The 26,219-nt window shown below is 39.7% G+C and carries 21 protein-coding genes, 1 tRNA gene and 1 pseudogene; 16 read left to right on the plus strand and 7 right to left on the minus strand.

Annotated features, from left to right (window positions below):
- The first annotated feature begins 222 nt into the window (after positions 1 to 222).
- From QWY93_RS05505 to istB (QWY93_RS05515), 3 genes are all read left to right on the plus strand, one after another.
- Positions 223 to 1,758, plus strand: coding sequence for a hypothetical protein (locus tag QWY93_RS05505; protein WP_290247171.1), 1,536 nt, complete (start codon positions 223 to 225; stop codon positions 1,756 to 1,758).
- Between the two features lie 507 nt (positions 1,759 to 2,265).
- On the plus strand, positions 2,266 to 3,792 hold the full coding sequence (istA, locus tag QWY93_RS05510) for an IS21 family transposase (RefSeq protein ID WP_290248800.1): 1,527 nt from the start codon (positions 2,266 to 2,268) through the stop codon (positions 3,790 to 3,792).
- An 11-nt stretch (positions 3,793 to 3,803) separates the two neighbouring features.
- Complete coding sequence (gene istB, locus QWY93_RS05515) at positions 3,804 to 4,541, plus strand: IS21-like element helper ATPase IstB (protein WP_290246385.1); 738 nt, start codon at positions 3,804 to 3,806, stop codon at positions 4,539 to 4,541.
- Between the two features lie 13 nt (positions 4,542 to 4,554).
- Here istB (QWY93_RS05515) and QWY93_RS05520 read toward each other — a convergent pair whose 3' ends face one another.
- Positions 4,555 to 4,701, minus strand: a complete 147-nt coding sequence (locus tag QWY93_RS05520; RefSeq protein ID WP_290247172.1) for a hypothetical protein — start codon at positions 4,699 to 4,701, stop codon at positions 4,555 to 4,557.
- Between the two features lie 335 nt (positions 4,702 to 5,036).
- Between QWY93_RS05520 and QWY93_RS05525 the strand changes: the two genes are divergently transcribed.
- The 3 genes from QWY93_RS05525 to recQ all read left to right on the plus strand — a co-directional run bounded on the left by QWY93_RS05525 (position 5,037) and on the right by recQ (position 11,367).
- A complete protein-coding gene (locus tag QWY93_RS05525) occupies positions 5,037 to 6,551 on the plus strand; it encodes a response regulator (protein WP_290247173.1) in 1,515 nt (504 codons plus the stop codon).
- 651 nt (positions 6,552 to 7,202) lie between these two features.
- On the plus strand, positions 7,203 to 8,969 hold the full coding sequence (locus QWY93_RS05530) for a PAS domain-containing protein (RefSeq protein ID WP_290247174.1): 1,767 nt from the start codon (positions 7,203 to 7,205) through the stop codon (positions 8,967 to 8,969).
- 283 nt (positions 8,970 to 9,252) lie between these two features.
- Positions 9,253 to 11,367 carry a DNA helicase RecQ gene (gene recQ, locus QWY93_RS05535; RefSeq protein WP_290247175.1) on the plus strand — a complete coding sequence of 705 codons (2,115 nt, stop codon included), beginning with the start codon at positions 9,253 to 9,255 and terminating at the stop codon, positions 11,365 to 11,367.
- A gap of 372 nt (positions 11,368 to 11,739) precedes the next feature.
- Here recQ and QWY93_RS05540 read toward each other — a convergent pair whose 3' ends face one another.
- The 4 genes from QWY93_RS05540 to QWY93_RS05555 form a co-directional block, all read right to left on the minus strand.
- A complete protein-coding gene (locus QWY93_RS05540) occupies positions 11,740 to 12,741 on the minus strand; it encodes an acyl-ACP desaturase (protein ID WP_290247176.1) in 1,002 nt (333 codons plus the stop codon).
- 358 nt (positions 12,742 to 13,099) lie between these two features.
- Positions 13,100 to 14,002: an NHL repeat-containing protein gene (locus QWY93_RS05545; protein ID WP_290247177.1), complete on the minus strand. Its 903-nt coding sequence runs from the start codon at positions 14,000 to 14,002 to the stop codon at positions 13,100 to 13,102.
- A gap of 191 nt (positions 14,003 to 14,193) precedes the next feature.
- Positions 14,194 to 15,783: a M1 family metallopeptidase gene (locus tag QWY93_RS05550; protein ID WP_290247178.1), complete on the minus strand. Its 1,590-nt coding sequence runs from the start codon at positions 15,781 to 15,783 to the stop codon at positions 14,194 to 14,196.
- Positions 15,784 to 16,115: 332 nt separating this feature from the next.
- On the minus strand, positions 16,116 to 16,556 hold the full coding sequence (locus QWY93_RS05555; protein WP_290248829.1) for a UPF0158 family protein: 441 nt from the start codon (positions 16,554 to 16,556) through the stop codon (positions 16,116 to 16,118).
- Positions 16,557 to 16,798: 242 nt separating this feature from the next.
- On the opposite strand from QWY93_RS05555, the gene QWY93_RS05560 reads away from it, so the two are divergent.
- The 6 genes from QWY93_RS05560 (at position 16,799) to istB (QWY93_RS05585) (ending at position 21,114) form a co-directional block, all read left to right on the plus strand.
- Complete coding sequence (locus QWY93_RS05560; protein ID WP_290247179.1) at positions 16,799 to 17,221, plus strand: hypothetical protein; 423 nt, start codon at positions 16,799 to 16,801, stop codon at positions 17,219 to 17,221.
- A gap of 175 nt (positions 17,222 to 17,396) precedes the next feature.
- Positions 17,397 to 17,792, plus strand: a complete 396-nt coding sequence (locus tag QWY93_RS05565; protein ID WP_353959621.1) for a hypothetical protein — start codon at positions 17,397 to 17,399, stop codon at positions 17,790 to 17,792.
- Positions 17,777 to 17,986 carry a hypothetical protein gene (locus QWY93_RS05570; protein ID WP_290247181.1) on the plus strand — a complete coding sequence of 70 codons (210 nt, stop codon included), beginning with the start codon at positions 17,777 to 17,779 and terminating at the stop codon, positions 17,984 to 17,986. Before QWY93_RS05565 ends, QWY93_RS05570 begins: the two co-directional genes overlap by 16 nt.
- A gap of 276 nt (positions 17,987 to 18,262) precedes the next feature.
- Positions 18,263 to 18,335, plus strand: a tRNA-Met gene (locus tag QWY93_RS05575).
- 452 nt (positions 18,336 to 18,787) lie between these two features.
- A complete protein-coding gene (gene istA / locus QWY93_RS05580) occupies positions 18,788 to 20,326 on the plus strand; it encodes an IS21 family transposase (protein ID WP_290246278.1) in 1,539 nt (512 codons plus the stop codon).
- A gap of 50 nt (positions 20,327 to 20,376) precedes the next feature.
- Entirely contained in the window at positions 20,377 to 21,114 is a 738-nt protein-coding gene (istB, locus tag QWY93_RS05585; protein WP_290246277.1) for an IS21-like element helper ATPase IstB, read from the plus strand.
- A gap of 112 nt (positions 21,115 to 21,226) precedes the next feature.
- Here istB (QWY93_RS05585) and QWY93_RS05590 read toward each other — a convergent pair.
- Positions 21,227 to 22,282: pseudogene (locus QWY93_RS05590) on the minus strand (fibrobacter succinogenes major paralogous domain-containing protein); the annotation flags it as partial.
- Between the two features lie 126 nt (positions 22,283 to 22,408).
- Positions 22,409 to 22,630, minus strand: a complete 222-nt coding sequence (locus QWY93_RS05595) for a hypothetical protein (protein ID WP_290247182.1) — start codon at positions 22,628 to 22,630, stop codon at positions 22,409 to 22,411.
- Positions 22,631 to 22,919: 289 nt separating this feature from the next.
- Between QWY93_RS05595 and era the strand changes: the two genes are divergently transcribed.
- The 4 genes from era (at position 22,920) to QWY93_RS05615 (ending at position 26,137) form a co-directional block, all read left to right on the plus strand.
- Positions 22,920 to 23,810, plus strand: coding sequence for a GTPase Era (gene era / locus QWY93_RS05600; protein ID WP_290247183.1), 891 nt, complete (start codon positions 22,920 to 22,922; stop codon positions 23,808 to 23,810).
- A gap of 17 nt (positions 23,811 to 23,827) precedes the next feature.
- Complete coding sequence (der, locus tag QWY93_RS05605) at positions 23,828 to 25,141, plus strand: ribosome biogenesis GTPase Der (RefSeq protein WP_290247184.1); 1,314 nt, start codon at positions 23,828 to 23,830, stop codon at positions 25,139 to 25,141.
- A gap of 78 nt (positions 25,142 to 25,219) precedes the next feature.
- Positions 25,220 to 25,432, plus strand: a complete 213-nt coding sequence (locus QWY93_RS05610; RefSeq protein ID WP_290247185.1) for a hypothetical protein — start codon at positions 25,220 to 25,222, stop codon at positions 25,430 to 25,432.
- Positions 25,433 to 25,507: 75 nt separating this feature from the next.
- Positions 25,508 to 26,137 (plus strand): SprT-like domain-containing protein, encoded by a 630-nt coding sequence (locus tag QWY93_RS05615; RefSeq protein ID WP_290247186.1) that lies wholly within the window; start codon positions 25,508 to 25,510, stop codon positions 26,135 to 26,137.
- The last annotated feature ends 82 nt before the right edge of the window (positions 26,138 to 26,219 follow it).

Below are 26,219 nucleotides of genomic sequence, written 5' to 3' on the forward strand. Positions count from 1 at the left end.
ATGCTCTACATCAGATCTGTATTTTTTATTATCTACAACCTATTTCGAGCATTTATCACCAAATATTAGAACTAAAATTTTCCATAAAATACATTTTTCTAATCCCCAAAAACATTTAAATATCCTTCAAAACAAAATTTTCAATACTTATTTTAATTAATTGCAAAATATAATTCTTTTAGGTACATTTGAAAAGAATAATTATCTATCACCCAGAAGTATATGACTCCAAAACCACAACCTATTTTTTGGACCATTGTGCTTTTTACTATAATGGTTATGACGGGCCAGTCTGCCTCAGCCCAGACCTATACTTCTGTATCAGGATGCACGGATTGGGACGATCCCAATTGTTGGACCAAGACCAATGATGGATCCGGATGCACCAATTCTACCAGTGATACCCCACCGACAAATCCTAGTGGAACCTGTGAAGTACACGTAATAATTCAAAGCCCTATGACCAAAACAGCTGGGACTACAACTTTTGGAGGACAGTTTAAATCCATTACCATTCAATCCGGAGGTTCATTGGATATCAATGGGGACGCGGCGATTGCTTCAGATGGGGATATTGATTTTATTTTTGAGGAGGCCAATCAATCCATTGATATCAGTGGACAATTAACTATAAATGAATTAGGAGTCCTTTCATTAACAGGAGCGCCACGAGAACCCGAAGAGGAAATTACAGACTATTTAAATCTTGGTTCCCTATATATGAGGGGAAAATCTGTATTTAATATTGATGACAATAGCGCGGTTGACATAGCTGGATACACTGAAGTTCATACGCCATCCAACGATCCCGCAAATTATTCTACCATCAATGTTGATGGAAATTTTTATTCCACATCAGTAAAAATCCGTGGGAATTCCCACATTAGGTTTATTGTGGAGGAAGATGCAGAAGTACAAGCTTCCCAAACTGATGGAAATTTAGAAATGAATGGAAATTCATCCCTAACTTTTATTGGGGATGCTGATGATGCAGGAGGAGATCAAGACGGAATGAGTTATATTGATGTAGGAGGTGCAATTTCCACAAATGGATCAGGAGCTGAAATTGTAGCTGATGATGCTACCCTATTTACTTGCAATACTTTTCCTGAGGGAATCAAAAAAACTGAAAAACGCCAAGGAAAATTCGAAGAAGGAAACTGCCGTATCCTTCCCGTAATATGGTATGATGTAGAGGCAAATTTAATCCCCAACATGGATGAATCCCTTCTTGAATGGTCCACAACCAAAGAATGGGAGACCAGCCATTATGAAATTGAACGCTCTGTAGATGGAATTGGACAATTTGAGGTTATTGGAGAAATCCAGGCCAGGGGCTGGGCAGACACCTTTTCCGAATACCAATATCAGGATTTAAACCTGCCGCAATCGGGAGAAAGAATTTATTACCGGCTTAAACAAGTAGATTTAACTGGCAAATTTACCTACAGCAAAACTGTGATGGTAAACATTGGCATGAAGCCAAACCCCAGCCAGTTACAATGGATGGCCTTCCCTAATCCAACTAATGGTGACAATTTAAATATTACTGCAAATAATAAATTTACTTCCATTGATGACAATGTTACCATCAGCCTATATTTACCCGGACAAACTTCTCAGGCCTTTTTAAAAGTATCTAACCCACCATCTACCATTCGGCTGGATCAATTGATTTCCGGAGCCCCTAAAGGCTTATTGATCCTGGAAGTTTCTTGGGGAAAAAGGGTAGAAAGATTAAAAGTACTAAACCGCTGAGCTTTACACCTCCTTGTCAAAGTACCTTTGGACAGGAAGATTGCAAAAGACTTTTTTAAGAATGCTAACCGAATTCATTTTTTTTCGGTTAGCCATTAATAAAATCAACCAACTCCAGATACAAAGATGAAAAACCGGAATTAAGCCGAGTAATTCATAAACCTAAAAGGTAATGGTAAATTTATTTTATATCCAATGCAATATTAATATTTCCAATAAAATAAATCCCAAGCTAAAAAGGAAAGTAGTGCCATGGGAAGGTAAATTACAAACATCTAACCAACCCAAAAACCAGTCTTTTTAACCATATACTTGCCATATTTACATGGTGGATATAACGGTTTGATTTGTGCCACCCTTTTCGGCCAAACTGTGCCAGTCCTTTCGGTTTAAACCGTGCCAATTCCAGGGCAGATTTCGGTTCGAACCGTGCCACTTTTGAAAGATCAAGTTTAACCTGCTATATCGCCTGTAAAAAAGAGCGATATGGCCAACATACTTGATCCTATGGATATAAAGCAGATTTTCAGTTTACACAGGGACGGGCTCAGCAACCGGAAAATAGGTGCCGTACTGGGGATTTCCCGCAACACGGTCAACCAGTACATCTCCTGGCTTGCAGCCTCGGACTACGAAGTTGATGAGGTTCTGTCCCTTACCAGCGTTAAATTAAGGGAGCTGTTCCCTTCCCGCACAACCATAAAGAATGACAGGTTTGATGCCCTGATGCGTTATTTTGACCAAGGGAAAGCCGCCAGAAACCACCCGGGATTTACTTTTCTGCACCATTACGAGGAGTACAGGCAGCTTGTGGATTCTCCTTACAGCTATACGCAGTTCATGGAGCATTACCATAGAAAATATCCCAGGGAAGAGGGATCCATGAAGCTTGAACACCTTCCAGGCCATGAGGTGTTCATCGATTTTGCGGGCACAAAGATAGAAGTCGTGGACCGTGATACCGGGGAAGTCAAAAAGGCGGAAGTCTTTGTGTCAGTGCTTCCCTTCAGCCTGTTCACCTATGTAGAGGCATGTTGGAGCCAGAAACGTGAGGACCTTGTCCATTGCATGAACAACATGATGTGGTTTTTTGGGGGTGTCCCCAGGGCCGTGGTATCGGACAACCTAAAATCGGCGGTCAGCAGGGCCAGTAAATATGAACCGGAGATCAACCGTTCCCTTAAGGATTTTGCAAGGCACTATGATTGTGTCATCAATCCCACCAGGGCATACAGCCCCCAGGACAAAGCACTGGTCGAGAATGCGGTACAGCTGAGTTACCAGCGCATATACTATCCCCTTCGGGAGATGACCTTTTTTTCGATCCATGATCTGAACCGGGAGATAAGAAGGCTGTTGGAAAACTACAACAACATGCTTTTCCAGAGAAAGGAGGCCAGTAGAAGGGAGCTTTTCCAGTCCATGGAAAGGGAATGCCTGAAACCGCTTCCCACAGGCATATACCAGCTCAAGGACTATACCAGGGCAAAGGTCCAGAAGATAGGGTACGTCTACTTCTCCCCGGACAAAAGCTATTACAGTGTCCCGTATAGGTATATCGGAAAGTCCACCCAGATCCATTATACCAGGGACACCGTGGAAGTCTACCATTACCATGAAAGGATCGCCCTGCACAAAAGGAACGGGGCAAAGGGTTGCTACAACACCAACAGGGAACACCTCAGCAGTACACACAAAAAATACCTCGACTGGAGCCCGGACTACTTCAAGAAGCAGGCAGCTCCCTTGGGCTCCAATGTGGCCACATGTATCAGTGAACTTTTTATCGAATCAGATTACCCGGAAACGGCCTACAAAAGGGCACAGGGTATCATAAAGCTTGCAAAGCTTTATGGCAGGGAAAGACTGGACTCCGCATGTGGCAGGGCCATATATGCCAAGGCAATATCCTACCGCAGGATCAGGAACATACTTGAAAACAACCTGGACAAGGTCACCCCGGAAGAGCTGGACAAAAAAGAATCCCATATTCCCGACCACGAAAACATCAGGGGTGCATCCACTTACCAATAAACAAAACAATTATGAACAGTAACCAGACAGTAGAAAAACTCAGGCAGATGAGGCTCAGTGCCATGGCAGAGCTCCATCATCAACACATTGGCAGCAACAGGTTCGCCGACTTTACCGCCGATGAATACATCGCCCTACTGGCAGACCACGAATGGGAAGACCGGCAGAACAAGAAAATGGCCCGGTTGATCAAAAAGGCCGCTTTCAAACAGAAAGCATCCGTTGCCGACATCGATTACAGCCATAGCAGGAACCTTGACAAGAATATGTTCACCAGGCTTGCAGGGCTTGGCTTCGTGGACAAAAAAGAAAACATTATCATTACCGGACCTTCGGGGGTAGGGAAAAGCTATCTGGTACAGGCCCTGGGAAACCAGGCATGCCTGATGGGGTACAGGACAGTATACAGCAGCACCTCAAGGCTGCTGTCAAAACTCAAGCTCTCCAAAGCCGACGGAACCTACCTCAGGGAACTGAGGAAACTCCAGAACACCGACCTGCTCATACTCGACGACTTTGGGCTGCAGGCTTTTGATGCAACGGCAAGGGAAATAGTATTGGACATCATTGATGACAGGTTTACCGAAAAATCAACCCTTGTATCCTCCCAATTGCCAGTATCCACCTGGTACGATATCATTGGGGAAGGAACCATCGCAGATGCCATACTGGACAGACTGGTAAACTCTTCCCATAGAATAGACCTCAAAGGGGAATCTTTGAGAAAGGGAATCTTGAAAAATGAATAAAAATTAACCTACTTTAAATGATCTTTCTTAGTGGCACGGTTTGACCGAAATCACTGGCATGGTCAGACCGAAATAACCACATGGTTAATTTTAACCTGGAAAAAGATGATTTCAACAGGTTTTGGTCCTTATTTTTTAGCTCTATTTTTTTTAATGACATAAATAATATTTTTCATTATTTTTTACATTTTTATAATAATGAAATGACCGGACTTAAAAAACTTCCATAATTATTTAATAATCAACGCTTAAATCCTATTCATTTTTGTTTCACATACAGTTTATCGCTTCTTAAACATATTTTTGTATTTTTTAATTATTTTACTTTAATTTTAGGCGAAATAAAGAAAAAACCGGAATATCCCAGCCAATTTCATGGAAAAGCGAGTGTCTTACGATTACCCCTTTAAGACGACAAATGATCCAGCCTATGAGTGCTTAATCAATTTGTCCCAAGACCTCCTTAAGGCCACCCATTGCATATTAAATCTTTGCATGGAAGACCTTAAAATTTATTGCAGTGGGAACCTATCCCCTGATTTACACCATATCAATCAATCCATTATTGAAAAAACAATCGAGGAAAACAGACCTATAATAAACCTGGACCCTGCCCAGGTCCTAATATCCACAAAAATAGTCCAGTTCCCTCCCTTTGTTAGTTTTCCGATTATTAATGAAAAATCCTTATTAATTGGAAATTTGTTTTTGGCAGACCCCCAATTATCTGACCCAACTAAACTTAATGAAATCTACTTTCCCCAACTGAAATTAATTTGCCATCAAATTTCCGTAATCAACCAGCAAAAGGAAAAAATCAGGGAACTTGAGACCCATCTTGAATTAAATGAAAAGATGAAAGCTAATCTTAAAAGGAAAGTAAACAGCAATAAAAAAATCTTTAAAAAGAAATCCCGGTTATTGGCACATGTCAGCCATGAGATCCGAACTCCCATGCAGGGGATAATCGGCCTTACAGAAAAACTTAGGAATTCACCCTTAAATCAGGAACAAAAGGAAATTCTTGACAATCTTTCTATCTCGGAAAGCACCCTGATGAATCTGGTCAATGAAGTTTTGGATTTTTCCAAAATCAATGATTCGGGCTTCAACCTTCAATTTAAACCAGGATATATCCAGGACATCATTGAGGAAGTCAAGATCCTATACACCCCTATGGCCAATGACAAAGGCAATACGATCATAACGGAAAGTCCAATTTTACCTCCATTGGAAATTGACGTGCTAAGGCTCAAACAGGTCATGAGCAATATGGTCAATAATGCCCTGAAATTCACCACCAATGGGTCAGTAACTATTAGGGCACAAAAAAGCGAAACTGTGGATGGTCAGGATTGGTATCGTTTTGAAATTGAAGATACTGGAGTTGGCATATCCAATGACTTTAAAGAAATAATATACAAGGAATACAGCCAAAGCGGTAATTTCGATACCAATGGCGGAACGGGTTTGGGATTAGCCATTTCAAAAATGATTATCGATAAATTTGGTGGTAAATATGGATTTGTTAGCCCTGTAGACCCTAATAATGAAGATCAACCTGGGTCTCTATTTTGGTTTTCTCTACCTTTAAAAACTTCAACCGAAACCCCAAATCAAACAAAAAAAGAAATCATCCATCAATTTCAGGGAAAGAAAGTCCTATTTATTGACGACGATCAATTTGTACAAATGGTCTGTAAAAATATGTTAGAACAGGAGGGACTTTTCCCAAGAGTAGTATCATCTGGGCAAGAAGCCATGGAATTGATGGAGAAGGAATCATTTGACCTTATTTTATCTGACCTCAACCTTCCTGGAATGAACGGGTTGGAAATAGCCCAAATAATCAAATCAGAATACAATTACCAAGGGCCCTTGGCCTGTATTTCCGCCTACCAGGATGAAGATTCCATTCAAAAAGCAAAAATGGCAGGATTCAATCATTTCATAAGCAAACCCTTTAACCAAAGGACATTAAAAAAACTGCTTTCCAAAATCAGTGATTAAAATAATTATTAGTTAAATTTAAAAAGAAGTAGATCAATTTTTTTTATAATTCTACAAAGTAAAAGCTGTAAGCCCTTCGAGGATTAACAGTTTAACTAATTATTATTTAAACCAATAATATTGGATAATTTAATTTCATTTCCCAACCCCGTCTTTTTTTAATTGAAATTTTATATCAACTTAATGATAAAGAGAAATATAATCAGAAACAAAAAAATCAATTTTTTCATAAAAAAGAAAATTCAATTAATTAGATTAATACTTCAACAAATTAAACCTCTTCATTTTGTTCCTTGAAAGGTTAATTTGGAGGACTCCCTCTTTTTCCACCCCAATTAAATCTTTCTTTAATTTAAACTGTTTAAGTTATTACATAGTGAAAACTATCGGAATATTAGAACTAAAAAGGCACACCACTATTATAATAAACAAACAAAATCTAATTTCATATTTGAATATAAAGTATTTAAAACCATTTTTTTGCACTTTAAATATTAAACTATATTTTTTTCACTTATAGTAAAGTTTTTATTATTTTCGTTTTATCATTAGAAGAACAATCTTCCTAATCCAATCTAGGCCCAAACTAATTTTTCTCAAAGAATTTACTGTAATCACAAATTCCTTACTAAAACCAACTTTATAAACAAAATGAACATTAAAATTCTTTTAATAGAAAGAAATAAAAATGATTATTTAAAAATAAAATTATTTCTACAAAAAAAGTACAACAAACCTATCATTCATCATGTTTTTAATTGCGTGGATTCTTTCATTTTTTTATCTAAACCCTTCAAATATGACATTATTTTATTTAGTTTACCTAAACAAAGCCGAAATAGAATTTTTTTAACTAAATCTTTATCCTTAAGAGCAAAGGGAACCCCTATTATTACCCTTAGTGAAATAGATGACCCAAACCTTGGTATAAAATCCTTAAATCTGGGAGCAACAAACCACCTAAATAAAAATAAACTATCCGCCTCCTATTTATCCAAAAGCATTTATTTAAGTATTAAGCAGCAACGAATTCAATCAAAAATTTTGAATTCTGAGAAACTATACCGTCAACTATTTTATTTAAGCCCAGTTCCTATGTGGGTTTATGACACAAACAATTTTCAACTCCTTGACATTAATGAAGTCGCTGTTGACCTCTTAGGTTTTTCAGAAAAAAAAATCAGTGCAATGACTATTTTAGACTTCATTCCCAATTTAGAAAAAGAATCAGTCAATCAAACTCTCCAAGAAATACAACAAAAACCAAGGGATTTTAGAAAAGGGATCTATTCCATTATTACCCAAAATGGAAACGAAATAAAAGTTGAGATAGACGGAAGGCCAATTGATTTTGGAAATCATCAAGCCAGAGTAGCAGTAGCAAAAGATATTACAGGTCAATTGGCCAATTTGAAATTATTAAAAAAAACCAACAAGAAATTACAAACAGCCCAGGAAATTGGGAAAACAGGGTATTGGGAAATGTACCTTGATACCGAAAAGGTCTATTGGTCTAAGGAATTATACAAAATTCTGGAAATGGGCCCTAACCAAGGTCCTCCTACTAATGAAACCTATTTTTCCATGATCCATCCAAGGGACCGAGAAAAATTTAACAAATCTAGGAAACAACTTCTATCTGACACATCGAAAAAAAAATTTTCAGAATTAGAAATTTGGATTACATGTGGAAATAAACAGAAAAAATATGTCTACCAAAAAACTTTTCTAATAAAGAAAAACGGCTTACCATTTAAACTGGAGGGAATACTTCGAGATATAACTTCCCAGAAAAAAGAAAGGGAAAGATCTGAATTATTCGAATCAGTAATAACGAATACTAAAGATGGAGTTATCATTACCGACAATAATATAAATGACCAAAAGGGTCCAAAAATCCAATATGGAAATGAGGCATTTACTCAAATCACTGGATATACCCAAGAAGAAATTGTTGGTCAATCTCCGGAATTTTTATTGGGATCAAATCAAAACAATAAAAGCATTTGGAAATTAAAAAAATCACTTAAAAAAGGGACCCCTTGCCAAATTGAAATTGTTAATTTCAAAAAAAACGGAGAAGCTTTTTGGAACAGTGTAGCAATTTCACCTGTCGAAAATGAATATGAAGGAATAACGCATTGGATTGCAAATATAAGAGACATAACTCCAATAAAAAACTACATAAAAACTATTGAATCTCAAAACAAAAAATTAAAAGAAATTGCCTGGACACAATCACATATTACCAGGACTCCACTTGCTAGGATAATGGGAATCGTAAATTTGCTTTGTGATAGTTTGAACAATCCTTCAGAAACCCAAGACCTTTTGCCACTTCTTGAGCAATCTACAAATGAACTTGATCAAGTTTTTCGGAAAATAAATAAAATGACATCAAATATTGATAACATTTAACAAGTTATTCAAAATAAAAAATTATGGATTAATATATCACCTAACCCATTTTTATTTTAATAATTATAATATTATTCTAACCTCAAAGTGATTTGTTTAATAGGCTGGTTCAATGATCAAAACAAATAGAATGATCCTTTCACTAAGAATTAATTCTAAATACACCTATTTTTCTAACTTCTACCTGGTAAAAAGTAACTCAAAAGCTCAACAGCTGCTCTCTACAACTTTCTTTCTCTAAAAAAGATCATTAATTTCATGTTTTGATCCATTATTTTGACCCATGACTCCAATTCAGGCACTTAAAGACTATTATGGCTATAACAGCTTTAGAGGGAACCAGGAAGACATTATTAATTCCATATTAAAAGGAAATGACACCCTTGTCCTGATGCCTACAGGTGGGGGAAAATCGATTTGTTACCAAATCCCTGCCATTGTCCAACCGGGTTTAACTTTAGTTATTTCCCCCTTAATTGCCCTGATGAAGGACCAGGTGGATAGCTTAAGGACCAATGGGGTCGAGGCAGCTTTCCTTAATTCCAGTCAAAGTACCAGCGAACAAAGGTTTATTTCCCAGGAAATCCAGAAGGGTAAAATAAAGCTATTATATGTTGCGCCGGAGCGGTTATTTGGAGGGGCAGTTCCTCTCACCGAGATACTGCAATCCTCCAAACTTTCACTTATCGCTGTGGATGAAGCCCATTGTGTTTCACAATGGGGACATGATTTCAGGCCCGAATATTTAAAAATAGGAAAGTTAAGAAAAGCCTTTCCAACAGTTCCCTTTGTTGCCCTAACAGCCACTGCTGATCAGCAAACCAGACGGGATATGGCTGAAAAACTGGGGCTCATCAAACCCAAATGGTTTATTTCTTCTTTTGACCGTCCCAATATTACCTACCGAGTTGCTCCCAAAAGGAATTCGTTTGATAGGCTACTGGAATTTTTGGAATTTCACCAAAAGGATACTGGTATTGTTTATTGTCTTTCCCGTAAAAATGTTGAAGATACCGCAGAAAAACTGCAAGAAGCCGGCTTATCTGCCCTCCCCTACCATGCTGGGTTAGACCGGGACAAAAGGGCTTCCAATCAAGAGAAATTTATTCGGGATGAAGTAAAAATCATGGTGGCAACCATAGCTTTTGGAATGGGCATAGACAAATCCAATGTACGTTTTGTAGTACATATGAACATGCCCCAAAATGTAGAAGGCTACTATCAGGAAACCGGCCGTGCAGGAAGAGATGGGCTTCCCAGCGATGCACTGATGTTTTACAGCACGCAGGACGTTATGACCTTGGAAAGAATGCTGGAAAATTCCGACAACCCGGAGTATGTGGAGATCATGAAATCCAAGCTCAATCGAATGAGGGAGTTTTGCCAAACCAGTACTTGCCGAAGGCAATACTTAATGAATTATTTCAGTGAAAAAATGCCTGATCCTTGCGGCAATTGTGACATCTGTTTTGGAAAGGAAAACCAACAGGACATGACCATCCCCTCACAAATGCTCCTTTCTGCTGTAGCAAGACTCAAGGAAGCCTTTGGTTTAGGCTATATTAATCTTGTATTAAGGGGGTCTAAATCCTCAAAGTTGCAAGCTGAACATCAATCCTTATCCGTCTATGGCATTGGAAAAGACAGAACAGAGGATTTTTGGAAAAAACTGGGAAACCAATTGCTTCAAGAGGGATACCTGGCAGAGGCTGGGCAAAAATTCCCTACCCTTAAACTAACTCCCATGGCCTGGGAAAAGTTAAAAACCAAAGAAAAAATTTTGCTGGCCATGGACCAGTCCATTTCTTCCAAAAACCAAAAATCCCAACATGAAGAGGCTTTATTAGATGGACTAAAATTGTTAAGAAGATCAATTGCCCAAAAAGAAAATGTACCTCCCTATGTGATTTTTTCAGATGCCAGCCTTACTGAAATGGCCACCTATTTTCCCATAAAAACGGATCAACTTTTAACTATCTCCGGAGTAGGACAGGTGAAAGCGGAAAATTATGGCACTGAATTCATAAATCTCATCCAAAAATATATTACCAAACATAATTTAAAACCGCGTAAAAAGCTGGTATCCAACTCCAGGTCAAAAGGGAATTCCAACTCCCAGGCTTTGACCCTAAAATATTTCAGGGAAGGCCAAAACCATTTCCAAATCGCTCAAATTCGTGAAATGGCCTTAACCACAGTTGAAGGACATTTGGCCAACCTGGTAATAGAAGGAAAAATTGATCCAGAGGAATTAGTTTCCAAAGATGATTTATTGAATATCCGCCTTGCATACAGGAGACAGGAATCATCCTACCTCCGGCCACTTAAAGAACACTTTGGAGAGCGTTATTCCTACTTTCAATTAAAAATAGCAATCGCAGCGGAAAAACAGGCTTGAAATTTCTTTTCACACTTCACCATTTTTTGGTATTATCATCAAACCAGCTCGTTAAATACACCTATCATTTCATTTACGAACAAAAAAAATACCCCAATTGGGGTATTTTTTGGTCTTTATATAAGTGTTACCTTTGATATGGGTGATTAAGCAACTTTTTCCACTTCCAATTTTAGTGTTTTAAAATTTAAAAGAGGTCATTTTAATTCTTAATTTTTTTAGACCTCTTTTTTTATTGCCTCTCCCATCAATTCGAAAATCCAGAAATGAAAAAGTCAAAGTCTGGAGACTTGGACTAGGTTTGTGTAATAAAAGGTCTGACTGATCCAAAACACATTGGGGTCCCAGTCTGAAGACTGGAACCAATAATTTTTATTTTAACCAAGCCAAGCTTATCTCATCGGGTGTTTTCATTCGGTCTGCCAATCTCATATATCTTGAGGATAGGCCCGACAAATAGTCCTGCGCTTTTGCTGCCGCACCATCTAAACCTGTAATGGTTTCAATCTTCCATAACTTTACCAAATGATCAATTATCCTGGCATAATCCCATCCGGTATAAACCCCTATTTTCTGTGTAATAGCAGAAAATTGATCAAACAAGGTAGGATTATCTCCTCCTTTTCCCATCAGTACAGCCGGCATGACAATTTGCTTTCTCATCATCTTTTCAAAAGCCAGCATAGCTCCATTGGGATCTATTTCAAAAATCCTTGACATAAAAGATTTATAGGCCCTTTCATGTCTTGACTCGTCCCCTGCAATTGTTTTACATATTCTAGCCAAAACATGATCCCCCGCTTTATCCGCCAATTTACCGGTATTCACATGGGAAACTTTTGTAGCCCTTTCCTGGAAGGATGTATAGATAATGGCCTGAAACGGATCTTTTTCAGATTTGGGATCAAATCCATTATAGATCAGGCGGTGAATGGTCTGTTCCACTTTTCGCATATCCGCTCTGCCAGAAAGATAAAGATATTTGTTCAGGAGGTCTCCGTGCCGGTTTTCCTCCGCTGTCCAGGCTTTGGACCATTTTACCCAGCCAGAAGGGCTAAGTAAATTGCCTTCTGGGTTGATCCCCTCCACCAAATTAAAATAAGTCTGGTAACTGGGCAATGCCTCCTCCGTAATCATGTTTCCAATCAAAGAAGTAATTACAGTATCAGGTATTCCAGCCGCCCTTTCCTGCAATTTTCTTATTTCATCAAAGGCATCAGATTCTGCCATATCAGGAAGAAAATCGGTGGGTTGCCAGCATTCATCCGGATCCACCAAAATATTGTCCACAGCATCATCTACCATTTCATTTAATTGACTGATGACTTCCAAATTTTTCTCCAATGTGTAATTAATATCTTCTGATTCTTTCATAAACTTTTCATTAATGAACCATCAAGGAAATTCCCATCAAATTCCGTTTTCTTTATCAGCGGCTTGAATTTACCACTTTTACCCAAGTGTGGATAATAATGAAAACGGGCCTTTAAGGAAGATGTTTTCCAAAACAGCACAAGGTAGGCATTAATCAAGCAAGGCCAATATAAAATAACAATAAAAACATTCAAAGTAAAGAAAGAGACAAATTCATGAGTCTATTTTTTCAATTCGGGTTAGAAAACCACAGTGAATAAGGAAGGTAACCTTATCTTAAAAATTACTTAGTAAAAAAACACCCCACAGGCTTTTCTTAAAAAGCCTATGGGGATGTATATCCTGGGGAGATAAAACATTAATAATTGAGCTCGTAAGCTACCACCTTATTTCTTTGGAAGGTAGGTACCAAAACAATGTTTTCATCCTTCAAAAAGCCAATATCTGCAGTATTTGAATTATCCGCTTTGGAATCCAAAACTTTCCAGGCTTTTTCCCCCTTTACAACCCAAATTTCACCCTTCCACTTACTGGCCAGAAATTCTCCTTCACCTAAAACTATCAGACCGTCACCACCAACAACTTTTTCATTTAACAATGTGAAGGACCCGTCTTTTTTGTATTCTTTAAGGCCGGAGCCATCCAATCCATAAAGAACACCATCGGCAAAACGCAAGCCATTGATACTCTCCTGGCCTTCTGCAAATAGGGAGACTTCACCATTTTCAAGTTTGTGGATTTTTCCTGTACGGGTATCCGAAAAATAAACAACGCCATCATTAATTGTCACATCATTCAAAAACACCGCATCGGAAACGGGATAAGTTTCACTTATGCTGGAAGATTCAATATCTATTTCAACCAATTTATCAATATCGGTCACATATAGTTTACCTTCATCGATAGCCATTCCCTTGGGAGCATCCAAGCCAGTCAACCATTTCTTTTCCACAATATCCCCTTTATCATTAATGATGGAAATGTATCCATTACCATCTTTATCTGTTGGGTTGCCATCAATATTGGTAACATAAATTTTTCCGGTGGCCTCATCCACCAATACCGATTCACAGGTAATTAATTCTTCTGAAGTTTCCCACAAATAGGTCAAGGAAGGTTCCACACTTTCCTCCACTACCTCTTCTACAATTTCTTCGGCTTTTTCTTTGGTCTTCTCAGCGCCCCCACATTGCCAGAAAAGGAGCCCTGACAGGGCTAAGCCAAGAATTAAATTGTTGGTTTTTCTCATGGTATTTTTCATTTTGGTTTATGATCAAAAAGAATTAGTTGTATAAATCTAGCAAAATTAGCGCGATATTACATTTCAAATTTAACCGCAATTTGTATTGAAAGTATTTAGTAATTGAAATATTGCGTATATGGCACGTCCTGGGTAATCCGACAATTCCCTTTCACATTACCTTCTGACTCTAATCAATCAACCCCCCAATCTTATTTAACCAAATACCAGCCCTTTGGGTCCACTTTAACCGGCCTTTTGCTTTTTACTTCTACAGGTTCGGGACCCAAAATCAGCCGCTCCACTCCTTTAGAGGTCTCTACTTCCATGGGTAGGGAAAAATCAATATTGTCCAGTTGGATTTCATATTTCCTTTTTCCCTTCTTCTTAATTTTTACATGGGGCACTTCAGTGGTATAGAGATACAAATCAAAAAAACCTTGAAGGTCCTTTCCAGAATAACGCTGCACAAAATCAGTAAAATCTTTGGTACCAACCAGATTTTCATAGGTATAAGCTTTGTCCTCCACAAAAGCCTTTAGCATAGGGAAAAAGACATCATCCCCCAAAATATATCGTAATGAATGGAGTATAAACGCTCCTTTACTGTAAATTTCTGAATGATAAGCCTCATCAGTGGTGGTTTGAGCTGGAAAAGCAACAGGGTTTTCATTTTTGATAGACCTGGCCACATCCCTTGCATGTTTATGATAGGCACTTTCCCCACCATGCTCCCTATAGAATAGCCAATCACCATAGGAGCAAATGCCTTCATGGATCCAAAAATCTGCCCAATCTGCAACCGTAACCTTATTGCCCCACCATTCATGTCCCAGCTCATGATATAAAAGCCAGTCATAATAGACCTCACCTATCCTGGTAAACTGGTAATTGTTTCCATAAGCATTGATGGTCTGATGCTCCATACCCAAATAAGGTGTTTCAACCAAGCCTATTTTGTCTTCAGGAAATGGAAACTCACCAAAATATTTTTCCTGGGTACGGACGCTAGTTTCCAGGATTTGCAAAAGCATTGGGGCTTTAGCGGCATTTTCTTCCAGGACATACACTTTCATGGGAATTTCCCTCCCACCCCGGGAGGTGTAGGTTTTTTCTTCAAGATGCAACCTTCCCATGGTAAAATTGATATTGTAATTATTGATGGGATAATCGGTAGCCCAATGGAAATAATTAAAGCCGGTTTTGGTATCATTGGAAATCAAATTCCCGTTTGCGGCAACAAAATAGGGGTAAGGCACCTTAAAATGTAAATCCACTCCTTCTGAAGGCTCACTGGAAGGATGATCCAAACAGGGCATAAAAATTTTTGCTCCCTCATTTTGGGAGGAAAGCCCCATCCAATGATTTCCTTTTTGGTCTCTTTCCCAGGTAAATCCCCCCACCCAGGGAGGATTGGTGGCAATGGGAGTTTTTCCACGGTAAAAAACCTTTACTTTATTACCCGAATCCTCGACAGGGAAAATATCCAAAGTATCCCCATGATGATCAAAAGAAATGTTTTTCCCTGCCATTTCCACTTTGAGAACTGTATATCTTTCAATAAGATTTAGCCTAAGAGTATCCAGTGCCCCAGTCTTTTCAAAACTAACCTCCACATAACCGTCAATGGCCTTTGTATTGGGTAACAATTCCAGGTTTAACAAATAATGCTTCACCTTATATTGATTTTGCAGTGGATCTTTGGGACCACCCCATGTCCAATTCTGTACTTCTTGGGCCTCAAGTTGAAAGCTGACAAAAAGTAACAGCATCAACAGGCAAGGTTTGGTTATTAATTTCATATAGCCAAATTAGTTTTTTAAACCCGGGTAGGAAAGCCCGATTATATTAACGGCATTGGAACCACTTTAAAATTCCCAATTTCCGGCCGAACAAAAAATCTAACCAATTTAGCAGAATAAAAGAAAAATTACTTTCAGAATAATGTCCATTGGTTTTTTTAAGAGTCATTGGACATAAGAAAATTTACTCAACAAGGTTTACTATATCCCCTCCATACAACTAAAGTGGTAAAAGAGGGGTTTTAGGGGAACCTGATAGAAGGATAAAATTTTAGGGGACTGTTTATTAATTCAAGTTTTTTACCTTAAAACCATTCAGCTTTCCAACATTATCAATCCTCAAGGGAATTATAACTGTCGACCTGCTCCAAAACCCAGTCCTTGTATTTGTTAAAGCGGAAATCCAGCCATTTTTCTTTATAGCTTTGGGATTCCTCAATTAAAAAGGTAAATCTTTCCATGGCTTTGTTTTTCGTCAGGGCATCGTACAAATCTTCTTGGAAAGAACGGTTTTCCACAAACTGATCCGTAAACTGATCCATAATAAAGGATTCCTGTGAAGGTTCCATTTTCACAAATTCTGCATAATTCATAGGATCAGCATCTATTTCGTCCAATAAATCCTCCTCCTCCAGGGTCAAATCTTCCGAAAAATTTTCTTCTTCATCTGGAAGGTGATGAATAATCTTTTTGTCTTCCTGATAATAACATACTTTGCCTTTTAAAAGATATTTGGCAATGGTACTAACTTCTTTTTCTGATAGGGTAAGCATCTCAATGATGTTAAAATTAATTTGGGAGAAAATTACGGAACAAGCCCTAAAAATCAAATAACCGGCTAAAAAATTCATACTTGTTTTAATTTAGAGCCCATTAAAAAACTTTGAGGATTTGACTAAACTTATTTTTAAGCAATCAATTGCCTAAAAGATTCGTTTTCTATATTTGACCTGAGATTCAGTGGAGTACATTTTTATCCCCTAATTAAGATTTTCACTTTTAAAAGCATTAAAATATGAAATCCAGTTCAATCCTTTTTTTTCTTTTATTCTCTTGCATTTTTTTTCAGGTAAAGGCCCAAAATAATTTTAAAGAAGCCTTTATCATAAATCTGGAAAATGACACCCTTAAAGGTTTGATTAACTCAAGGTCCGAATTTAAAAACTACAACTCTTGCCAATTTAAACGGAATGGAGAACTCACCACTTATCAACCCAACCAAATTCACGGTTTTGGCTTCCAACAAGGTAAATTTTATAGTGCAGAAATCATTAAAAGAAAATTTGTGGAAACCCTGGTATTTGGGGACCTTAGCCTTTACAAATACAAGTCCCAATATTTTTTAAAAAAGGAGGGCAAAACATACAAACTTCAACCCAAAGACAACGAAGTAAATTATAGAGGAAAAAAAGCAGTTTATGAAGACAAGAAATGTTGAAGAATAGTAGCTTTCCTTATCTCCGATTTCCTTTCTAAGCCCAATGAGTTGGCCCAAAGGGTAAGTTTACAAGAAAATAGCCTTAGCCGTTTGGTTTCCCGGTACAATCAATGCAAAGGGGGGGATTTTGTGGCCTTCAAGGAATCCAAACCCTGGACCAAATTACAAATTAAATGTGGGAGCAAGCATTGGAATGCACCAATCCAAATTGGGGATTTATGAAGAATTTGAGAATTTGCTATTTTATCTGGATGGACCGTACTATTCAGTGGCCCCTTCATTTGGTGTAATTTTCACTCTTTCCTCCCCTAGATTATCCGAGCGGATATCTTTTCAAACTGAGGTTCACTATTTCAAATCCCATTATAGCTCCCACTTAATTATTGAAAGGAGCATCACCGAAATCCATAATTCCAATATCAACCTGACTACCTTTTCGGTCCCCCTATCTCTCAAATACACGGTACCTTATGAAAAATTTGCATTGAGTTTTCAGGGTGGCCTAAATGTGGATTACCATTTGGAGAAAAAACAAAATGGGATGCCCAAAAAATTATGGGGGATAAGGTAAATAAAGTAGAAAGGGGAACCCCATTTATCATGGAAAAAAACCAAAATGGATTATGGGCTGGAGGCGCCATCCAAAAGTCTTTGAAAAAAGTCAATCTGGATCTTTCCCTTCGATATTTCTCCATGCCCGGTCACAATGCCCATTTTTTCAGTTTAAGCCGTATAGGTTTGAATTTGATTATTTCGAGCAAATGAAGAGAAATTTTAGAATATATAGACTAGGGGGGCTATTTGTGATCAACGGACAACCTGCCCAAAAGGATGAGTTTTAGAAAAATCCCATTAGCATACTTGATAAATGAGGAATAAGAAAAAATAACCAACTGATTTACAGGAAATTTAAACAAAACTCAATTTTAACCGTAAAAAAACGCATACAGGGCTTGCTTATCACAGTTCAACCCCCTACATTTGTATCACCGTTCAGCAAGGAGCGGACAACAAATAGAAGTCAATAGACAAAACATATATCGCGGGATGGAGCAGTTGGTAGCTCGTCGGGCTCATAACCCGAAGGTCACAGGTTCGAGTCCTGTTCCCGCTACTACGAAGGATACCAAATGGTATCCTTTTTTTATGCATAAAATTTAGCTCAGTGGGTTCATATTAGCCTGAGGCTGACATCAGGTCGATCCGGTTCCCGCTTCTATAAGGACACTAGAAATGGTATCCTTTTTTTCCAAAATTTTGACTCATCGGACCTCCTATGAACTTCTTATGCACCAGATATACATCCATTATCATATTAAATTAAGCGTTATGCTTTTTTTTTTTTGCATTTAATCCTTTACACAGCGTGTCTAAAACGGAGGTCACTGGGCCACGGTTTACGGTGATAGCGGGCCAGCCATTCCGGGAATCACTGGGCCAAAAATAGAGTCGGTTTTCCGGAGGTCACTGGGCCATTTTAGGATTCCCGAGCTGTTTGGTACCGGAGGTCATTGGGCCACTTTCCATGATAAGTTATTAGCCTTGTAGTCGAATAACAGCAACTACATGGCAGGACAAAGAATAGACATCATGGATTTAAGAAGTTTGATCACCTTCAAGCAGAAGGGGCTTAGCAACCGAAAAGTGGCAGACCTATTGGGCGTCAACCGAAAGACCGTTGACAGTTATGTCAGGCGTTTCAGGGATCTTTCCCTTGGGTACGGGGAACTGCTCTCCCTTGACGGCAAAGATCTACAGGAACTTTTCACCGAGACAGGGCAGACCGAAAAGGAACGTTATGAGCATCTCTCGGGGTGTTTTCCCCACATCGACGGGGAGATGAAAAAGCCCGGCTGTACCCTGCAGGTACTGTGGAAGGAATATATCTCCCAAAATCCGGAAGGCTATAAATACAGCCAGTTCACCTGGCACTACCGGCAATGGAAGAAGCGCAACAACGCCAGTGGCAAGCTGTCCCACCGTGCCGGGGAAAAGCTTTTCGTGGACTTTTGCGGAAAGAAGCTGCACTACGTTGACCGCCGGACTGGGGAGCAGATAGCCGTAGAGGTTTTTGTTGGTGTCCTGCCCTGCAGCCAGTACACTTACATAAGGGCGGTGCCCAGCCAAAAACGGGAGGATTTTATCAGCTGTCTGGTCTATTGTCTGGGCTGGATGGGCGGGGTACCCTATGCCGTCGTCCCTGACAATCTCAAATCAGCAGTGGACAAGGCCTCAAAATATGCCCCGGTCCTCAACAAGACCTTTTCGGATTTTGGCCTCCATTACGGCTGCGCCCTTGATCCTGCCCGGCCCTATAGCCCGCAGGACAAATCACTCGTGGAGCGTTCGGTCACCCTGGTCTACCAACGGATCTATTACCCCTTGGGCAACCATACCTTCTTCAGCCTGGAGGAGCTCAATGCGGCCATTGCAGAAAAACTGGAGGAGTACAATGACTACCTGCTCAGCCATGGACAGGGCAGCAGGCGAAGCCAGTTTTTGGACATCGAAAAGGAGTTCCTGCAGCCCCTTCCCAAAAGCATCTACAGCATCCGTTATTATAAAAAGGCCACCGTCCAGAAATCCTCCCATGTTTACCTGGGAGAGGACAAAAACTATTATAGCTGTCCCTATCGCTATATGGGCAAGAGCGTGGAGTTACAGTACAACCGGAACACCGTGGAGATATTTTACCGTCAGGAGCGGATCGCATCCCACAAAAGGGCTTCCCGGCAAGGCCAGTACATCACCATCGGGGAACATATGCCCAGCAACCACCAATACTACAATGACTGGAGCCCGGAATACTTTGACCGGAGGGCACAAAAAGTTGGTCCGAACACCCAGGAGTATATCGGAACGTTGATCGGCCAGTACACCTATCCCGAAATCGGCTACAAACAGGCACAGGGGATTCTTTCCTTCTTGAAAAGCTATGGACAGGAGCGTCTGGAAAGGGCCTGTAAACGGGCACTGGGCTTCGAAAAAGCCTCCTACCATACCCTTGAAAGGATACTTAAAAACAAAATGGACCTCGAGGAACTGCCTCCTGCCAAGGATCATTTAACCCCGGGTCACAAGAACATCAGGGGCTCCTACAGCTGACAGGCCGCCCTCTTGATGAAACGAATTATAATATCCCAACCAAATGAATTATGAACGAACACAACACCATTGAAAAAATGAAACAGATGCGCATGGGTACCATGGCGGAACTTTACCACAAGAATCTGACAGAACATCTCTATCAGGACATGTCGGCCGACGAACTGTTGGCCTTTCTAGTGGACAGCGAATGGGAGTACAGGCAGAACAAAAGCATAGACAACCTCATACGTCAGGCAGGGTTTAAACAGGCCGCTGCGGCAACTGACATTGATTACCATAACTCCCGTAACCTGGACAGGGGGCTGTTTGAGAGATTGCTCGGACTGGCCTTCATCAAAAACCGGACGAACATCATCCTTACCGGGGCCACCGGATCCGGGAAAAGTTACCTGGCCCAGTGTCTTGGGGTCAGGGCCTGCCAGCACAGGTTCAGGACGCTTTATTACAATACGGCCAGGTTTTTTGATGCGGTAAGATTGGCCAAGCTGGAAGGTACCTACCATAAACTGCTCAAAAAGCTCGAAAAAACCAATGTGCTCATCTTGGACGACTTTGGTCTGGCCCCGATGGATGGGCAGGCCAGGATTGCCCTTATGGACATCATGGAAGACCGCTATGAGAAAAGTTCAACGATCATTGCATCACAGATACCGGTCAGCCAATGGCATGGAACCATTGGTGATGACAGCATTGCAGATGCCGTGCTCGACAGGCTCGTATACTCCTCACATAGGATAGAACTGGAAGGAGAATCCATGAGAAGCAAAAAGAAGTTGGACAATTAAATTTTAACCCTATTATTGCACTTGGAAAGTGGCCCAATGATTCCCGGAATCCGTGGCCCAGTATACGCCGGAAACACTGGCCCAGCATCGCCGGAATAGACACACAGCGTACTGGTAACAGGTTTGTACTTTTCATTGAGGATAATTTTCTAGCAATACCTGTAGAACTGGATTCCTCAGCAGAGCTACTGAAACTCGGGTTTATAGCCCGTTTCATTATGGGGTAAAGACCATTTCCAGGAACCCACCATATTGCGTTATTATCTCCTTCTATTACCCAGTAGCCTGGGCTGTCTGGGTCATCTGGATCAACCACATCCCAGAATATCATTTCTTCTAATGGATAGGCAGAAAACCCGGTTATGTTTGTAGCATCATTATTAAAACCCGGACTTAGAGGGTTTCTTAGATCTCTCCAATCAGTCGCCTTCAACTTCCCTCCTAAATTTTGTTCTTTTCCTCTGTCCTCTTCAAAACTATCTAATTCATTAACCGGCATACCAAGGTAAGACTCTAATTCCTTCCAATCCTCATCTGTGGCCACATGCCATCCACAAGGGCAAATATTCCTTTGATCTTTTACCGCATATACTGTGTAGTACCCGCAAACTGGATAAAGGTTGGCCGAGGTCAGGACAACAGCCGACATACTCTGATCAAAATATTGCTCCATAAGGAAGGGGGCCATTTCCTCTGGAATCTCCTCACCATTACAAAAATTAGTGGCTTTCAGGTTTTCCGCCATCCAATACTGTTCCCCAATTTTAACTACTTTATAGGCATTTCCGCTGGCATCATACACTCGATTATTATTCCCTACTTCAAAATACTCTTCATAATATTCAAACGGCCCAAGAGCCAATTCTATATAGCTCACCTCACCTTCGGTTAGTTTTAAAAAGAAATGGTAATGAACATAGGCTTTTACTTCAATAAGCTTCTCAAAAGGACTACCATTGAAAAACTCATAGATTTCCAAAGTGGGCTTGAGGCCTTTTTTAACGTATACGTATAAATAATGGCTGTTTTCCGTCAAATGAAGCTTATGGTCGTCCCCAATTTGAGAGGATTCCACATACTCAGTTCCAACCGTTATCAGTCCATATTCAGTACTTGCCTGAAGAGATATAGTTAGGTTGGTGTTATGGAGCGAAAATTCCACTTCCACTTTAAATGGCAAAAAGCTTTCAAACTCCCCTCCCTCTACCTCTGATTTAAAAGTATATTCTCCATAGGGCAGCTTGATTTTGTAAGCTTCGGTAAAGTCATTGGGATTGTATTCAAGCGAGTATTCTTATCCAGTGGCTTGGTTGATGATATCAATGGTAGCAGATTCCCTGAAGATATGTTTCCAAGTGGAGGGTTCAGACGTTCTTCCGTTGGGAATATTGCTATCAAATTCGCTAATAGAAACCGCGAAAAATTTAACAACACCTTTTTGTAGGCTTTCAGGTTCTGTCTGGGTACATGCGGCAATAAATAACAGGACCAACAGGCAAGCATTTGATCTGTTCATAACAATAAGAATTTTACTTGAAAAATAATTTCAAAACGCTCATTTTCAGAAATTTAACTATTTGACAGCTTGATTTGAAAAGAATAAATTTTAATGCATTTCAACCACAATAAAATGTAAACAAGAAGATTTAAAGCCTTAAAACCCTACTTCAAATAGGTTATCAGTCCCCCCATTTTTATTCGGCACCCCTGCATTTTTTTTGAAAATACACCAAAGTTTATTTGGCTTTTCTGGAAAAGTGTGCTCACTAGGAAAAAAACAAGTACCTTTGTAAAAAATTATTGAGATGACGGAAAAAACACACAAAGCTGGCTTTGTAAATATTATTGGCAAACCCAATGTGGGGAAGTCCACTTTGATGAATGTGCTTGTGGGTGAGAGGCTTTCCATTATTTCCTCCAAAGCCCAAACCACCCGGCATAGGATATTGGGCTTGATGAATGATAAGGATTACCAAATTGTTTTTTCGGATACGCCCGGCATGCTCAAACCAAAGTATGAACTGCACAAAAGCATGATGAGCTTTGTGAACCTTTCTTTGGAAGATGCCGATGTTATCGTCTTTGTTACGGATCTATTTGAAACTGAAGAGGAGATAGAAGAAATCATTGAAAAAATCAATGCTGCAGGGGTTCCGGTTTTATTGGTGATCAACAAAATAGACCTTTCCAAGGACAATAAACTGGAAGAAGTAACCCAGTATTGGACCGAAAGACTGAAGGCGGATACCGTCATCCCCATCTCAGCCACAGAAAATTTCAATATTGAAAAGGTGTTGCAGGAAATTCTGGACCGTCTGCCGATTCATCCACCCTATTATGACAAGGAGGAACTCACGGATAGACCTGAGCGTTTTTTTGCTTCTGAGATTATCAGGGAAAAGGTATTTACCAATTACAAAAAGGAAATCCCTTACAGCACAGAAGTAGCTATTGACGAATTTAAGGAAGACAATAAATTGATCCGGATCCGGGCCTTGATATTTGTAGAACGGTCCAGCCAAAAAGGTATCATCATTGGAGATAAGGGTAGCGCAATAAAAAAAGTTGGAACTTTGGCCAGGGAGGAACTGGAAAAGTTTTTCGGCAAAAAAGTTTTCCTGGAAACCCATGTCAAGGTGGAGGACAACTGGAGAAAAAATAAAAATAAATTAAGAAAATTTGGTTACGACCAATAAAATAAAGCAATAAAGCAATGCCAAATATAGTCGCCATTGTAGGAAGGCCCAATGTGGGCAAATCGACTTTTTTCAACCGTCTGGTGGAGGAAAGAAAAGCCATAGAAGATAATGTAAGTGGAGTTACCAGGGATAGGCATTATGGCCATGCCCAGTGGGGAGGAAAATACTTTTCTGTGATCGACACAGGCGGATATGTTACGGGTTCTGACGATGTATATGAAGCAGAAATCCGTAAGCAGGTCAGATTGGCAGTTGAAGAAGCTTCGGTTATTCTTTTCCTGGTGGATTGTATTGACGGACTCACCGACCTGGACAAGGAATTTGCCAATGAGCTGAGAACAACCAACAAGCCACTCTATATTGTGGCCAACAAGGCCGATACCCAAGAAAAAATGTTGATGGCCAATGAATTTTATGAATTAGGATTAGGCCATAGCCGTATTTTCCCCATTGCAGCCGCAAGTGGAAGTGGAACTGGGGACCTATTAGATGAGGTGATTGACAACTTTGAAGATGTGGGCGAAGAAAACCCTGATTTGGGTATCCCAAAAATTGCCATCCTTGGAAGACCCAATGTGGGCAAATCTTCTTTTCTCAATGCCTTAATAGGTAAAGAAAGGTTTATTGTGACAGATGAAGCAGGGACCACCAGGGATGCCATCAATACTCGTTACAAATTGTTTGGGAAGGATTTTATCATTACAGATACGGCTGGGGTAAGAAAAAAATCCAGGGTTAAAGAGGACATTGAGTTTTATTCTGTAATGCGTTCTATGAGAACATTGGAATCTGCAGATGTCCTGGTCATCATGGTGGATGCTTCCAGGGGCCTGGAAGCCCAGGATGTCAACCTGATCAGTTTGGGCATCAAAAACAACAAAGGTATTATGATCATGGTCAATAAATGGGATTTGATCGAAAAAGACCATAAGACCATGGACAAGTTTAAATCAGATATGCTGGAGCGATTAGGGGAAAACAAATGGGTTCCCATTATCTTCACATCTGTCCTGACCAAGCAAAGGATTTTCCAAGCCATTGAGCTGGCAGTTAAGGTCTATGAAAACAAAACAACCAAAATCCCTACCTCCAAACTCAATGACAAATTGCTTCCGGAAATCGACCGGTATCCACCGCCAGCCTGGAAGGGAAAGTATATCAAAATCAAATATATCACCCAACTTCCAACCAAGAATCCGGCCTTTGCATTCTTCTGCAATTTGCCGCAATACCTAAAAGCACCTTATACCAGGTACCTGGAAAACAGGATCAGGGAACACTTTGATTTTCAAGGGGTTCCGGTAAAAATAGTTTATAAGAAAAAGTAAAAAATTTATTTTTTAAAATTGCTTGACAATATTAATCCCGGGTGTATATTTGTGCACTTTATTTTAATATTCAAACACATGAAAAAAGTATTTACTTTATTCGCCCTAGCAGGTTTACTATTCACTGCATCTTGTGGCCACAAAGAAGTTCAGGAAACTGAAGAGACTGTAGAAATTCAGGTTGAAGAAGCTGAAGAAGTCATTGAGGAATCCGTAGAGGAACTTGAAGAAACTGTAGAATCAGATCAGGAAAAAGTGGAAGAAACTGCTGAGGAAGTAGTAAACCAATAATCCACAAATTTTGGAATGAATTTTCTTAGGAGCATTGAGCAATCAATGCTCTTTTTTTGTTTATTTTGAACCATCATGGCAGCCAATGTAAATAGGAAAATTTTTGAAATTCTGGATAAAATGGCCCCGGCCAATGCTGCTCAATACTGCTGGGACCTTTGGCACGAAGACCCTTTTCACCTGGTCATTACCCGGAAAAGGAAAAGCAAATTGGGGGATTTCCGGTACAATACCTTAAGAAAATTTCAAACCATCACCCTCAACCAGGACTTACATTCCTACCAGTTTTTGATCACCTATATTCATGAGGTGGCCCATTACCGGGCATTTAAAAAATTCGGCACCAGCATCAAACCGCATGGTCCGGAATGGAAAATGGAATTTCGAAAATTGATGAGCCCAATGCTTTCTGACTTGGTCTTCCCCAAAGATATTTTATTGCCGCTTAAAAACCATATGCAAAATCCAAAAGCCAGTTCAGGAGTGGATTTTTGGCTGACCAAAGAACTGAGGAAATACAGCAATGAGATGGGAGCTGAAAAAGTCATTTACCTGGGTGAATTAAAGCCGGGGAGTCAATTCTTACTCCGGGGAAGAATTTTTCAAAAAATTGAAACCAAGAGAACCCGGGTACTTTGTACCGAGTTGGATTCGGGACAAAACTATTTAATTGCTTCCCATGCTGAAGTAAAACTTCAAAGATAAATTCACCCCTCCCTCAACACCAAAAAATCTAATCCAGGCTGACCTGACAAAGAGATATTGAAAATAGAATTAGCTGCAAAAA

The sequence above is a fragment of the Echinicola jeungdonensis genome (genome assembly GCF_030409905.1).
GTDB lineage: Bacteria > Bacteroidota > Bacteroidia > Cytophagales > Cyclobacteriaceae > Echinicola > Echinicola jeungdonensis.